Origin of the sequence: Sphingobium estronivorans (assembly GCF_008692605.1) — a bacterium.
In the GTDB taxonomy this organism is placed as follows: Bacteria; Pseudomonadota; Alphaproteobacteria; order Sphingomonadales; family Sphingomonadaceae; genus Sphingobium; species Sphingobium estronivorans.
This window is the reverse complement of the sequence record NZ_LFCT01000026.1, coordinates 1-14253: the sequence shown is the minus strand read 5'-3', so window position 1 is coordinate 14253 and position 14253 is coordinate 1. Positions and strand designations below refer to the sequence as shown.

12 protein-coding genes and 1 pseudogene are annotated in these 14253 nt (G+C 59.7%); 5 read left to right on the top strand and 8 right to left on the bottom strand.

Features of this window, described 5'->3' with window-relative positions:
• Positions 1 to 42: 42 nt before the first annotated feature.
• Positions 43 to 1299, top strand: coding sequence for a DUF1214 domain-containing protein (locus tag F7P65_RS17330; protein WP_150293905.1), 1257 nt, complete (start codon positions 43 to 45; stop codon positions 1297 to 1299).
• A gap of 10 nt (positions 1300 to 1309) precedes the next feature.
• On the top strand, positions 1310 to 2581 hold the full coding sequence (locus F7P65_RS17325; protein WP_162854687.1) for a hypothetical protein: 1272 nt from the start codon (positions 1310 to 1312) through the stop codon (positions 2579 to 2581).
• Between the two features lie 155 nt (positions 2582 to 2736).
• Here the strand turns inward: F7P65_RS17325 and F7P65_RS17320 are convergent, their stop codons facing one another.
• The gene (locus tag F7P65_RS17320) at positions 2737 to 2967 is read right to left on the bottom strand and encodes a hypothetical protein (RefSeq protein ID WP_150293901.1); all 231 of its coding nucleotides are present in this window, start codon (positions 2965 to 2967) and stop codon (positions 2737 to 2739) included.
• A gap of 543 nt (positions 2968 to 3510) precedes the next feature.
• Positions 3511 to 4329: an AraC family transcriptional regulator gene (locus tag F7P65_RS17310; RefSeq protein WP_150293897.1), complete on the bottom strand. Its 819-nt coding sequence runs from the start codon at positions 4327 to 4329 to the stop codon at positions 3511 to 3513.
• A 97-nt stretch (positions 4330 to 4426) separates the two neighbouring features.
• On the opposite strand from F7P65_RS17310, the gene F7P65_RS17305 reads away from it, so the two are divergent.
• Positions 4427 to 5632 (top strand): MFS transporter, encoded by a 1206-nt coding sequence (locus F7P65_RS17305; protein ID WP_150293895.1) that lies wholly within the window; start codon positions 4427 to 4429, stop codon positions 5630 to 5632.
• Positions 5633 to 5760: 128 nt separating this feature from the next.
• Here the strand turns inward: F7P65_RS17305 and F7P65_RS17300 are convergent, their stop codons facing one another.
• The 3 genes from F7P65_RS17300 to F7P65_RS17290 all read right to left on the bottom strand — a co-directional run bounded on the left by F7P65_RS17300 (position 5761) and on the right by F7P65_RS17290 (position 8824).
• Positions 5761 to 6828: a phosphotransferase gene (locus F7P65_RS17300; protein WP_150293893.1), complete on the bottom strand. Its 1068-nt coding sequence runs from the start codon at positions 6826 to 6828 to the stop codon at positions 5761 to 5763.
• Positions 6825 to 7994, bottom strand: a complete 1170-nt coding sequence (locus tag F7P65_RS17295; protein ID WP_150293890.1) for an acyl-CoA dehydrogenase family protein — start codon at positions 7992 to 7994, stop codon at positions 6825 to 6827. The genes F7P65_RS17300 and F7P65_RS17295 overlap by 4 nt, the downstream gene beginning before the upstream one ends.
• A 74-nt stretch (positions 7995 to 8068) precedes the next feature.
• Positions 8069 to 8824: an SDR family NAD(P)-dependent oxidoreductase gene (locus F7P65_RS17290; protein WP_150293888.1), complete on the bottom strand. Its 756-nt coding sequence runs from the start codon at positions 8822 to 8824 to the stop codon at positions 8069 to 8071.
• Positions 8825 to 8920: 96 nt separating this feature from the next.
• On the opposite strand from F7P65_RS17290, the gene F7P65_RS17285 reads away from it, so the two are divergent.
• Positions 8921 to 9580 (top strand): GntR family transcriptional regulator, encoded by a 660-nt coding sequence (locus tag F7P65_RS17285; RefSeq protein WP_150293886.1) that lies wholly within the window; start codon positions 8921 to 8923, stop codon positions 9578 to 9580.
• Between the two features lie 15 nt (positions 9581 to 9595).
• Here F7P65_RS17285 and F7P65_RS17280 read toward each other — a convergent pair.
• Positions 9596 to 9756, bottom strand: a pseudogene (locus F7P65_RS17280) (transposase); the annotation flags it as partial.
• 93 nt (positions 9757 to 9849) lie between these two features.
• The gene (locus F7P65_RS17275; protein WP_162854686.1) at positions 9850 to 11154 is read right to left on the bottom strand and encodes a TetR/AcrR family transcriptional regulator; all 1305 of its coding nucleotides are present in this window, start codon (positions 11152 to 11154) and stop codon (positions 9850 to 9852) included.
• A 122-nt stretch (positions 11155 to 11276) separates the two neighbouring features.
• Between F7P65_RS17275 and F7P65_RS17270 the strand changes: the two genes are divergently transcribed.
• Complete coding sequence (locus tag F7P65_RS17270; RefSeq protein WP_150293882.1) at positions 11277 to 13538, top strand: arylsulfatase; 2262 nt, start codon at positions 11277 to 11279, stop codon at positions 13536 to 13538.
• 171 nt (positions 13539 to 13709) lie between these two features.
• Here the strand turns inward: F7P65_RS17270 and F7P65_RS17265 are convergent.
• On the bottom strand, positions 13710 to 14253 hold a 544-nt coding region (locus F7P65_RS17265; RefSeq protein ID WP_150293880.1), incomplete at its 5' end, for an IS66 family transposase.

Sequence of the window (14253 nt, the reverse complement as noted above, 5' to 3'; positions counted from 1 at the left end):
GTGCGCCTGCCCCTATCGTCATTCTAAAAAAGAGGTACGGGTGTGAAACATATCGCCATCAGCCTTGTCGCCGCCGCCTTGGCCTGGGCCGTTCCTGCATCGGCCCAATCATCCGATAGCCGGGAGCTGGATGCCGCCTGGGACGAATTTCAGCAGGCGACGGCCGAGTCCGCCACTTTTCTGCGGCAGCATCCCTTTTACCGCGACGCGGAAAATCAGGCGTCGGCTTATGCCTATCTGGCGAGCTTGATGGTGGCCCGGATCGAGGAAGACCTCGTGTTCGACGGCGATTTTCCCTATTTTCGCGTCCTCGATCACCGCATCCGCGAAGGCGGCGACAATCCCGACCAGCGGTACCTGATGGCGACGCTCAACGGCGGCGAGACCTATCGGGTGTGGGGTAGGCTGGGCAAGAACCGGCGGCTCGATTTTCAGGTCTATGCCGGCGATCCCTATGTCGCTGGCGGCGGGCGATCCGCGTCGGTTCTCAGCTTCGACAATCTGAAGGTCAAACCGGATGGCACGTTCGAACTGTGGCTGTCGCCCGACAAGCGACCGGGCAACTGGCTGGAAAACCCAAAGGACGCCAACCAGCTCTGGGTCCGCCAGATCTTCAGCGACTGGCGCAGCGAAACGCCGGGCGACGTGCATATCGATCGGGTGGGTCATGAAGGCGACCTGAAACCTGTCCTGACCGATGCCGCGATGGCGACGCGTCTCCGCAAGGCGGCCGCCGACCTGCGGACGCATGTGCGCGTCTGGCCGACAATGGTCGATGCCCGTTATCTCAAGCGCGCGGCCAATACGATCGGCGAACCCTTCGATCCGGGTGCGCTTGGCGGCGCTCCGGGGCGCTTCATGGTCAGCGGCAATTTCGATCTCGCCCCCGACGAAGCCCTGATCGTGCGGACATGGCCGATGAGTGGCAATTATCAAGGCATTCAACTCGCGGACCTTTGGTTCTCCTCGCTCGAATATGGCAATCGCCAGACGAGTCTGACGGGCGATCAGGCAGCGAGAAGCGCGGACGGTTCCTATTATTTCGTCATTGCCGGTCGCGATCCCGGCGTGGCCAACTGGATTGATACGACGGGACGCCGGCGGGGTGTCATTCTGCTCCGCTATGACGGAATGAAGGAAAAGACCTTCAATCCCGAGCAATATCCGACAGCGACCAAGGTGAAGCTAACCGAGATACGAAAATATCTGCCCAAGGACACGCCAGTTGTCAGCGAGGAGCAGCGTGGGAAAATCATGGCCGAACGTCGCCGGCACGTGCAACTTAGGTTCGATAATTAAGACCATGACCATGCGATATGCCCTTTGCCTGCTCGCCGCGCTGACGCCTCTGCCAACGGCCGTCGCGGCCAGCGGGGATGCTGGCGAAGCGGCCATGCGCAAAGGGCCGGCCAGCGCCGCCACAGCGCAGGCGACAGACCCCGCCGCCCCGCTGATCGACGCGCTGCGCGACGTGAGCGCCCGGCTGCGCGCCGATCCCTATGCCAACAGTTCGGAGATAGCGCGCCAGAATACCGAAAAATATCTGGCGGGCCTGTTGGCGCAGGCATGGGGTTTTACCGAGCAGCTGGGCCTGATCGGCACCCCCTATTTCAGCCGGGGTGCTGGCGTGGAAGGCCTGCCCGGTCTCTATAATCCCGACAATCTCTATCGCTCCGCCCTGCTTGAGCCGGGCGGGGCCTATCGCATCTACGGCCGGCGCGGCACCCATGCGGACCTGAGCTTTCAGGTCATCGACCAATATCCGATCGTCGGGCTGGGCAAAAATCTGATGGTGATCCGGCCCGACGATAGAGGCGCCAGACCGGGCGAGGATTTCGAATTCTATCTGGGCGGTTCGCCCCGCGCCGGGGCGCACTGGTTCGCGATGCCCGATCATGCGGCGGCGATCCTTGTCCGCCAGTCCTTCGACGACTGGCGGCAGACGCCGACGGCCCTGTTCATCGAACGGCTCGACCAACCCGCGCCCCGCCTCTATCGCAGCCCGTTCGCGCAAGCCGCGACCGCGCTGCGGCAAGCGGCCAAGCTGTGGGCCGACGGCTATGTCCCCGCCATAGAGCGAGCGACGATGGTGAATGCACTGCCCGCGCCACGCCCGTCGGATACCGGCGCCGGCGGCTTGGGCGGACAGATGAGCGTGATGGCCCGCTACAGGATCAGGAAGGACGAAGCCCTGCTGATCACCGTCCGCAAGGCCGACGCCGCCTATCAGGGCATCCAACTCGGCGATCCCTGGTTCGTCACGCCCAACACCGTCGAACATCAGGACAGCCTCACCGCTCGTCAGGCGCGGGTCGATGATGACGGGTTGATCCGTTTCGTCATTTCGCTCGAAGACCCCGGCGTGCCGAACTGGCTCGATCCGGCGGGCAATCCGGAAGGCTACATCTTCATGCGCTGGCAGAACATCGGGACGCCGCTGGCGGGACGGGACGCGCCGACCGCGCGGCTGGTTCCGCTCGCCTCGCTGCGAAAAGTCCTGCCAGCCGATACCCCGGTCATCGACGCCATGGCGCGGCGCGAACAACTGGCCGAACGCAAATGGGCGCCGCAAGTTCGATAGACCGCAATCCGGAGCAATGCCCCGCCAACGTGGAGCATTGTGGTCCGTGAACTGCCCCTCGCCTCGCTCGAACTCGGTCAGGACTGTGCGCTCACTGCTCTGCAGCAGTTGGGTCTGGTCCCCCTCACGTAAGGCTACTCAGGTGGGCGCGCGCCCTATCGTGGGAATGCCACGTCCAAACCAAGCATCTTGGCAAGCATGAAGGTGGCGAACAGCAGTCCCAGGAGCGATAGCACCAAGATCGCGCTTATCTTGCCAACAGCGCTTAGCACCTCCCCCTTCTCGGCCTTTTCTTCACGATCATAATGCCACTTGACGGCGAAGAACATCCCTGCGCCGAGTACAGAAATCTTGAATGTTATGAAAACAACAGGAAACCAATCCATTGATTTTAAAAACCCTATTTAATAACAAAATATATCTATTGCGATTTTAGTCATATATCGAATTTATCTTTCTTTATGCCAAGAAATCGATGATTAACATTGGACATATTGCCCGCCTTCGCATAAGGATTATGGTGATAGCACGGACGGCGCCGATGGGGTTTTGAGGGGTGTCAGGCGATCCTCCGCCAACGCTGTTCCGGTGTCGTCGCAGGCATGCCCGGAATACCAGCAGCGTATTTTCCCAATCTTCCTCGCTCATTCGCGGCGAGCGCGCAAGCGCGATGCGGACGATTTGGCGAAGCTGCTTTGGGGCTGGAAACCCCGACTGACACACTCACCGTCACCGCATCCATCGACTATGGAGAGGTGATGGTTGCGCCCGGCGTCGCCGAGTTTCTGGTACGCTTTCCCGGTCTTCAGGCCGAGGTGACTTTCGACGATGCCATCGTCGATCTGATCGATGCCGACTGCGCCATCCGCTCGACTGGACATTCGATAGGGCACGTCGTTGACCTGCGCCTTGCATTCAGCTGCCCATTTTTAATATCGCAAAACCGGACATTTGCTAATGTCGGGGTTCGCCGCCGAAGACCCCCCTGGCCTGTAACGACTGGGCGACACGCCGACCAACCGCTTGAACATTGTCGTGAACGATGCGGCACTGTCATACCCCAGATCAAAGGCGATCGTCGTGACGGATTCACCCGCCGCCAGTCTCGGGAGGGCGATCAAGATACAGGCCTGCTGCCGCCACGCGCCGAAGCTCAAGCCCGTCTGCCGGCGAAAGGCGCGGGTGAAGGCGCGTCGGCCCATGCCCAGTTCGGCGCTCCACTGGTCGATGCTGACATGTGGCGTCGGCCGCTCCAGAAAAGCCTGGCACCGGGCGGCAATGGCAGCCGTCTGCGGAAAGGGAACGGAAAGAGGTACCGTGGGCGCTGCCGACACTTCGGCCAGCAGGAGCGCCATCACCTTTCCGTCTCGTCCGTCCCGATCATATTCCGGCGGGATGTCGCAGGCGGCCTCAAGCAGGCTGCGGAGCAGCGAGGATACCTGGATCACCTTGTTCCGGTCACCCAGTGCGGCTTCCGTATCCCCTTCGATCAGGACGCTGCGCGTGCTGACGGCACCGACCATTCGAACGGCATGGGGACATCCGCGAGGCGTCCATACAGCGCGCTCGGGCGGTGCTACCCATGCGCCATATGGTGTGCTGACCACCACCACGCCGCGCGCGGCGTACAGCAACTGACCCCGCCGATGGGTGTGCCAATCGAGCTCGAAGGCGGGAGGATATTCGTTGCCGATGCCGACGACGGGCCGATCAATATGCTCCACCGAGGCGGGGTCATTCCAAGGCATGCCTGTCCCAATCGCGAAAGTGGAAGACCCATACAGGAATGCGGGCCATCAAGCGAGCGGCTAGAGAGGCGTTCGTTATCAAATTTGGAACATCGTCATGAACGCCACCCGATCAGCCCTATCTCCACCCGCCGCCGAGGCCACGGCTTTCGGCGTCATCGCCGCGATCAGCGCCTGTCATCTCATCAATGATATGCTGCAATCGCTTTTGCCCGCCATCTATCCCAACCTCAAAACTGAACTGGGCCTTTCGTTCAGCCAGATCGGGTTGGTTACGCTGGTCTATCAGATGACGGCGTCGATCCTTCAGCCGCTGGTTGGCCTTTATGCGGACAAGCGACCGACGCCTCTCGCATTGCCGGGCGGCACATTGTTCTCACTGGCGGGCCTGTTGGTGCTGTCGGCTGCGCATAGCTATGGACTGCTGCTGATCGGCGCCTCGCTGCTGGGAATGGGCTCGTCGGTATTCCATCCCGAATCCTCTCGCGTTGCGCGGATGGCGGCAGGACGCAGACATGGCCTTGCCCAGTCGCTGTTTCAGGTCGGCGGCAATGCCGGCTCCGCGCTCGGCCCTCTCGCAGCCGCCATTGTCGTCATGCGTTGGGGGCAGACGAGCCTTGCGTTCTTCGCGATGCTGGCGCTGCTGTCCTGTGCGATCCTGTGGAACGTCGGGCAATGGTACCGGCATCACGGCCTTGCGCGCCTGTCCACCGGCAAGGGAGGTGCCAAGGCGGCCGTCACCCTGCCCCGCAGGAAGATATTGGGCGGGATCGCCGTCTTGCTGGCGCTCATCTTCTCCAAATATGTCTACCTGGCAAGCCTCACCAGCTACTTCACCTTCTACCTGATCCACCGTTTCAGCGTGTCGGTGGAGGTTGCGCAGTTGCACCTGTTCACTTTCCTGGCCGCAGTGGCGGTGGGCACTATCGGTGGCGGACCGCTGGGAGATCGCTTTGGCAGAAAGCGTGTGATCTGGTTCTCGATCCTCGGCGCGCTGCCCTTCACGCTGTTGCTGCCGCATGCCAGCCTGTTCTGGACCGGCCCGCTGACGGTCCTGATCGGCCTGATCCTCGCCTCCGCCTTTCCCGCGATCGTCGTGTTCGCGCAGGATTTGGTGCCCGGCAAGATCGGCATGATCTCCGGGCTGTTCTTCGGTTTCTCCTTTGGCATGGGTGGCGTAGGCGCCGCGGTGCTGGGCGAGGTCGCGGATCGCGCGGGCATCGAAATGGTGTATGCCATCTGCGCGTTTCTGCCTGCGATTGGATTTCTGGCAGTATTGCTGCCGGACCCCAAGGCAAGCTGATATGGGTGCTACCCGGCTTTCAAAACGGACAATTTCAGGAGCCGGGTGTCCGTCGCCGCAATGTGTTTCGAAGCGGGTACTTTGCGCCGCCCGAGCCGCCAGATGCGCCCCCGGTATCGCTTCAGCGGTCAGGCACCTGCCAACACCGCTTGTCCCCACGCCAGTTCCATCAGTTCCGGCAACACCTTCACGCGCTCATAGGCTTGCGCCGAAGACGCGGTTCCCCTGACCACGCGGCCTTTGATGCCATGGAAGATCGCGGCTAGCCTGAAGAAATTAAAGGCCATGTAGAAATCATAAGCCGGCATGGAGGCACGACCGGTCCGCGCACAATAAGCGGCGACATAATCCTGTTCGCTGGGGATTCCCAATGCCGCGATATCGGCGCCGCCAAGACCGGCGACGATATGGGGCGGCATGCGGTACATCATGGCGTTGTAGGCGAAATCGGCCCCCGGATGACCAAGCGTCGAAAGCTCCCAATCCAATACCGCCAGCACTTTCGGCTCGGTGGGATGGAAGATCATATTGTCGATCCGGAAATCGCCGTGAATGATGCTGCTATTGTCATCGCCTTGGGGAATGTTGGCGGGCAACCATTCGATCAACCGGTCCATATTGTGATCTCGGCCAGCATCCGTGTCCTCCAGATACTGTTTCGACCATCGGCCGATCTGCCGCTCGAAATAATTGCCGGAGCGGCCATAGTCAGCCAGGCCAACCGCGTCATAATCGACCATGTGCAACTGGGCCATCGTCGCATTCATGGCGTCGAAGATCGCCGCGCGTTCTGTCATGCTGACGTCAGGAATGGTCGCATCCCAGAAGATGCGTCCCTCAATCATGTCCATGACATAAAACCAGGTGCCGATCACGCTCTCGTCGGTACACAGGCCGTAGACATGCGCGACGGGAAAGCCCGCGCGCTCCAGGCCCGTGAGCACCTTCGCCTCGCGCTCGATGGCATGTGCGCCCTTGAGGATCTGGCCTGCCGGCTTGCGGCGCAAGACATAGTTCTTGGCGGGCGTGCACAGCTTGTAGGTCGGATTGGATTGTCCGCCCTTGAATTGCTCGACGGTGATCGGACCGGCAAAGCCATCGATATTGGCGTCCATCCAGACGGCGAGCGCCGTTTCATCGAACGCGAACCCTTCCCGCACCCGCGTCGTGCCGGAATTTTCGTCATCCACGCTCATTCCGCTTGCTCCCGTGCGAAGTTCCGCTTGATCGTCTTCGCAAGCGACCATTTATGCACTTCGGTTGGACCATCATAAATCCGAAAAGCGCGGATTTCCCGGAATATCTGTTCCACCACGGTATCGCCGCTCACGCCGGTTCCACCCAGCACCTGAACGCAATTATCGGCGATCTTCATGAGTTGCTCGCTGACAGCGACCTTCGTCATCGAGCTTTCCTCTGTACCCAGGGAGCCGGTATCGAGCACGGATGCGCACCAGTCGATCATCAATTCACATTGCCTGAGCGCGATGCGGTTCTCAGCGAGCATGAAGCCGACGCCCTCATGGTCGATCAGCGGCTTTCCGAACGCCTGCCGGGTGCATGCATAAGCCGTTGCGATCTCCTGCGCGCGCAGGCAGCAGCCCAGCCAGCGCATGCAGTGCGAAAGGCGCGCGGGACTGAGGCGGACCTGCGCATATTTGAAGCCCTCGCCGCTGGCGCCCAGCATCTGTCCTACAGGGACACGAAGGTCGTCGATCGCGATGACGGCATGCCCGCCGGGCATGGAACTGTCGATCGTGTCGAGAACACGTTCCACGCGGATCGCCGGATCGGGGAGGTCGACGAGAAACAGGCATGCGCCGTCTTCCGACTTCGCCATGACAATGCCGACGCGCGCGCCCTGCGCGCCCGTGATGAAGGCCTTGCGACCATTTATGACCCAATGATCTCCGTCCAGGCGACAGCTGGTTTTCATCATGGAGGGATCCGACCCCGCCCCACCGTCCGCCGCGGGTTCGGTCATGAAGAACGCGGAACGGGCTTTGCCCTCCCGCATCGGCTGCAGGAATCGCGCCTTTTGTTCGTCATTGCCGACATGGCCGAGCAGATACATATTGCCTTCATCGGGCGCCATGGTGTTGCAGGCCACCGGCCCGAGCGGTGACAATCCCGACTTGATGAGGACGATGGCTGTCTCGCGCTGCGACAGATGCGTGCCGTCGGGCAATATGTGGGGCGTCAGCACGCCGGCGGCACGCGCCTTGTCACGCATTTCCATGACCATTTCTTCGGACGGGCCGTGGCCATGCACGTCGAAACGCGGGTCCTTCTCATAGGGTATGATTTCGCTGCGGACGAAGGCTTCGACCCTTGCGGCAATCTCCTGAGCACGATCCGTCATATGCCATTCCTTTAAAACGCGGTAAAACAAAGACTTGGAACATCCGATCTGATGCAGTCAGACCGGGACATGCCCTAGAGAGTGCTGACCAGATGGCCGCCATCGACCTCGATGACCGAGCCGGTCATATATTGTGACATATCCGAAGCCAGCAGCAGCAATGGACCATCCAGATCCTCCAGCCTTCCAAGACGGCGCTGCGGAATCCGCTTGATCATCGCTTTGCCGGCATCGCTCTGCCAAAAGTCGCTGTTCAACTCGGTCTCCAGATAGCCCGGCGCCAACGCATTGACGCGAATATCAAGCCGCGCCCATTCCAGCGCAAGCGATCTGGTCATCTGGATCGCGCCCGCCTTGGAAACAGCATAGGGAACGACGCCGCCCGCCTGACGCAACCCCAATATCGACGCTATGTTGATAATGGACCCGCCCCGTCCGCGCGCCTTCATCGCCTTCGCCAGCGACTGCGACATCAGGAACATGCCCTTGAGATTGGTGTCGATAACGACGTCCCAGTCCGCCTCCGTCTGATGGAGCGCCGCGGCATCGCGCACCACGCCCGCATTGTTGACCAATATATCCACGCGAGAAAGCCGGGGTGCGATTGCCGCTATGCTGCCCGCATCCGATACATCGAGCGTGACGGGTTCGCAGACAGCCCCACTGGCCGTTATCGCTTCGGCGACATGGTCCATGGCGTCCTTCCGGCGTGCGCCGATGATCACCTCGGCTCCCGCCTGCGCCAGCACCTTCGCAAAATGCGCGCCAAGCCCGCCTGATGCACCGGTAACGAGTGCCACTTTTCCGCGCAGATCAAAGCCGTTTGTCACAATATCTATCCTCTTCACGCCTTTCAGTAGAGCATGATTGTAGAACAATCAATCGGAACTTGTCCTTTGCATGGGTGCTCGTGCATAAGCGGCCTCATGAACGAACCCATCCCGCCCCGCTCTGCAATCCGGGCCAATTCCTCGCAGCGAATCTACCAATCAGTCATGGCGGACCTGGAGGCTGGCCGTATGGTACCGGGCCAGCGACTGGCTGAAACGGACCTGGCCAACCGCTTCGGCGTAGGGCGCAACGCCGTTCGCGAAGCCATGCAACAACTGGCTGCGCGAGGCGTGATAGACCTGCATCAGCATCGCTCACCGACCATTCGATTGCTTGACCGGGCGGAAACCTGTGGCGTTCTGGATGTCGCCGAAGCCCTCACCGCCCTGGTGGCCCGGTCCGCCGCCACAGGCTATGATGTCGAGGCACATCGCAGCCTTCTGGAATCAGCCCTCGACATGCTTTCGCAGGCGGATCTGATCGACGAAGCGGGATCCTTCAGCCGTGCGCGCCGACATTTTTATCGCGCCCTCCTTGCGATCGGCAACAACAAGGAACTGCAGCGCCTCTTCCCGGCCATCGGCATGCATATCATCTATGCGCAATATCAGACCCGACAATTGCGCGGCATTCGCATCGCCGACTATCGTCAGATCGCCAAGGCAGTAGCGCAGCAAAATCCAGACCTTGCCGAAAAGGCAGGCCGCGACCATGTCCGCCATGTCAAACATATCGTTATGCAGGAAGCGAGCTAGGGCGCGCTGCGTTAAAAAAGATTCCAGCTTGTCCGCCGCAAACTCCCGAACCCATTTGCGCAGCACATTCTCGTGTACATCAGGATCGCGGGCCGCCTGCGCAACAACTACCCCGCGCTCCTTTACCAATCTTACCGCTGCAAACTTGACTCGCGGCTGACCTTCCTCCGCTGCATCGATGCTCTCCGGCGTCTATCATATGCAAAGCCACCGGCAATCTCCGCGCGTTCCCAACCGACCTCGGGAATATTTTGGAGGCAATGTGCCGGTCAGATCTTGATGTCGCTGTTCGATGAGCCGGAGGTAAAACCGAAGAGGAACATCCGGACAGCCTCTTTCGTCAGGTCGCGCCGTTCCTGATCATCAACCGGAAGGAACAGGAAGCGACTGCCGAAGGTAGCCAATATGAAGAAGCGCCATGCTGCTTTCGCAGACACATCATGACGGATGACCCCCTGTTCGACAAGACAGGCCAACATCGGCGCGAGTCGCTGCTCCATCAACGCCGCCAACCAAGAATATAGGTTCAGCATCACCTCCGGCTCTCTTCCGGCTTCGGCAAGCATGATTTTGTGGAGCGCCAGATTTTTCGGATCAAGAAAGCAGTGTAGAAGATGATCTGCAACACGCTCCATATAATCTTGAACCGTGAGATTGCTTCTCTGATGAAAATCCACATCGAACGACTGCAACATTGCTCTTTTCGCCGACGCTTGGAACAATTCCCTTTTCGATTTGAAACGCCGGTAAATTGTGTTGCGTGGAAAATTGGCATTCTTTGCGATGGCGGGCACGCTGGCGCTGCAAAATCCGTTCGCGCTGAACTCCTCCCAGGCGACATCTAACAGCTTGTCCCAAATCGACTGATCCAGCCTGCTGGAATAGGCAGCATCGCTGATCTCCGCATCATCGACACGTCCGATCTTTGCCAACGGGGGAATAGGCAAGCATATGTCAGGTGCCTTGCGGAACACGGATGTTGCATGGCCATTCAGCGTGACGTCGACCACGTCGTTAACATGGACATCGAGCTCATCCCCGGTCAGAGGGGACGCACCGATCATGAAACGCAAGCCATCAATCGACAGATAGCCAAAGCGAATGCTCGCCAGTCTCGGACTGTCCAAGACGACCTTTCCCGTCTGAAGTTTTTCCTCAAGATAAACGTTTAAACCAGTGGCGCGCGAGCGAGCCCGATGGGCCGCGACGGCCAGCGATGGAGATCGCCCAGCAGCGGCGATGCTGGCCCGAAACAAGCCCATTGCACGAGCTTGCGTGTGGTCGAGATACATCAGACGTCCGGCTTTGGCGAGAACATTAGATAATCGTCCGGTTGGAACCGACATGATAGAGTTTTCGTCGCTTACCAGGTACGAAACCGTTTCCAACAGCACCGCTTCGCGATTGGGAAAAAGCCGATAGAATTCGCGCTTGCTTGTACGAGCTATGGTGACGATCTTTTCAACCGTGGTACCAATATACCCCTGCTCCAGAAACAATTTTTCAGCAGCGTTGAGAATTCTTTCCCTCAATGGATTTCCGTTTTCCACATTGGAACTGTCAGACTGTGGCAATCGGTGCATCTCCCGTGAAGCTGCCGTCACGATAGCGGCAAACGCGCAACATAGAAATACCATTGCTTAATGCGGTACGTGTCTGTACCGTACCTGTCAAATGAGCCAAGAGGGGAGTGTGTATGGGTTTGCGCTATTTGCGAATCGGCCTGATCGGTGCCTGCTTCTATTCTGTCGCGCCGGGAGCGGTTGCTGCGGCCCATACGCCCGCTACCGGGACCCCACCGTCGGTCGGGCCCAATGCGACGTCCACGCCCGCCAAGCGCGCAGAACAGGCGCGGCCGAATATCATATACGTCCTGCTGGATGATACGGGTTTCAGCGACCTGGGCAGTTTCGGATCGGAAATCCATACGCCAAACCTCGACCGATTGGCGGCCGAGGGGCTTCGGTACAACAACTTCCACACCCGCGCGATCTGTTCGCCCTCGCGCGCAGCGTTGTTGACAGGCCGTAACAGTCACTCGGTGGGGATGGGCAATCTCACGCATATCGTGACCGATGCTCCCGGTAAGAAAGGCGAAATCTCGCACGGCGCGGCCACCGTCGCGGAAATGTTGCGGCTGAACGGCTATGCCACGATGGCGGTTGGCAAATGGCATCTGGCGCCCCTATCGGCGGGCCGGAAGGATCAATGGCCGGTCCAGCGCGGTTTCGATCAATATTATGGTTTCCTGGGGGGAATGACCGATCAGTTTCATCCCGATCTCACGCAGGATAATACGTCAATCGATCCGCCGGCCACGCCTGGCTATCACCTCACGACCGATCTGGTCGATCACAGCATAGCTTATATCAAACGCGCTCAGGCTCTGAACAGCGCGCATCCCTTCTTCCTCTACTTCGCGACTGGAGCAACCCACGCGCCCCATCAGGCGCCCGCCGAATATATCGACAAATATAAAACAACCTACGCCAGAGGATGGGACGAAATCCGCCAGGAACGGTTCGCCCGACAGAAAGAACTTGGCATTATTCCAAAAAGCGCCGTGCTGCCGGCGCGCAATGCCGACGTTCGCGCATGGGACACGCTGAATAGCGATGAAAAGGCAGTCGCGGCCCGTCTCCAGGCGGCTTATGCCGGCTTCCTGGAGCATACCGATGCCCAGATTGGTCGACTGCTCTCCTATCTCGAACAAAGCGGCTTGCGGGAGAATACGCTGATCATTGTCGCATCGGACAATGGCGCCAGTTCCGAGGGTGAAGAGCATGGCACTTATAATGAAACCTACAATGTCGGCAATCTTGCCCGCAAGCCGGAGTCGCTCGCCGAGCAGGTGAAGCATCTGGACGATGTCGGCACCGATCGGACATTCAACAATTATCCGCGTGGCTGGGCAATGGTCGGCAACACGCCCTTTCGGGATTATAAAAGCACCGTCGACGAAGGAGGACTGCGGACCCCTCTGATCATATCATGGCCGCACCATATCGCTGATCCTGGCGCGATCCGGCGACAATTTGTCGACATTATCGACATCACGCCGACCGCCCTTGCCGTGTCGGGTACGACCGCGCCCGACAATTATGCAGGGATACCCCAACAACCGATAGAGGGTGCCAGCATAGCGGCCACCTTCGGCAAGGCCGATACGCCGTCGCCTCGCAACGTCCAATATTTCGAATTATGGGGCAAGCGCGCGATCTGGAGCGACGGCTGGAAAGCGATGGCGCGGCATCAGCCGGGGACGCCCTTCGACGCTGATCGCTGGAGTCTGTATGACACAGCAAGGGGCATCACCGCTACTCAGGATGTGGGTTCGAAATTCCCGCAGCGATTGGACGGACTTAAGGATCTCTGGTTGACGGAGGCGCGGAAGTATAAGGTGCTTCCGCTGGATGACCGGGGCGTGCGCGATAACGCCTTTAGCGGCGTTCAACTTCCGCCGCGAACTTATCATTTTACACCGGGCGTGGGCATTCTCCCGTTCGGCACCGATCCGATGGTCACCAATCGATCCTTTTCGATCGATGCGAAGGTCAACCGCATCAGCCGGTCAACAGAAGGGGTGCTGATTGCCTCGGGCGACTATTTCGGTGGTTATGCGCTCTATGTGCGGGGCAACCGCCTCTATTTCGACTTCAACGACTTTGGCAGGCATATGACGCTGCGATCCGACCGGGAATTGCCCCTTGGCCCCGCGACGCTCAGCTTTTCATTCGATAAAACCGAGGATTTCCGCGGCCAAGGCACGCTCAGGGTCAATGGCGATGACGTGGCTCAAATGGATATGGCGATGACGCCCGCCGTGTCGATCAGCTGGGCCGGCACCGACATAGGGCGCGATATCGGGTCCAATGTAACGAGTGCCTATTCCGACAAATACCCTTTCGAATTTCCCAAGGAACAGTTTCTGGACGTCACGGTGAGCACAAAAAACTGAGTCAAACTCTAACAACGGGGGAATAGGATGATGCTTGAGCATAGCAGTCATGGCGACGAGGCGGTTCGGGAAAGCCATCATGGACGATCGGCTGATATGTCCGTGGCGTATCGACCTATCTTACTAGCGGCCGCGTCATCATTTGCGTAAGCGTGGGCTGGAGACGGCAGATCAGGCGGCTGCGGCGATCGGTTGCTGATCGGGCCGCCAGTTCCACGGCATGAGTTCATCCCAGCGGGCAGCGGGCCATTCGTCCGCGATCTTGGCGATGACGTCGGCGATATATGCCTGTGGTTCGAGGCCATTGAGTTTGGCGCTCTCGATGACGGAATAGACGGCAGCCGCGCGATCACCGCCGGCCTTTGACCCGGCAAACAGCCAGTTTTTACGGCCCAGGGCCACGCACCGCATGGCGCGCTCCGCGATGTTGTTGTCGATTTCCAGGCGCCCATCGTCGAGGAAGCGCGTCAGCGCGACCCAGCGCTTGCGGCCATAGGCGATCGCCTTGGCCATCTCGGACTTGGGCGAGAGACGGCGCAGGGCATCGTCAAGTGCCTGGCGCAGCTCGTCGACCAATGGCTGGGTGCGGTCCTGCCGGCTTCGTCGTCGGATCTCGGGTTGCTGGCCTCGAACCTCTGCCTCGATCTCATAGATCTGGCCGATGCGTTCCAGCAGATCAGTGGTGAGCGACGTCGGCTTGGTGGCGTGGATGTCG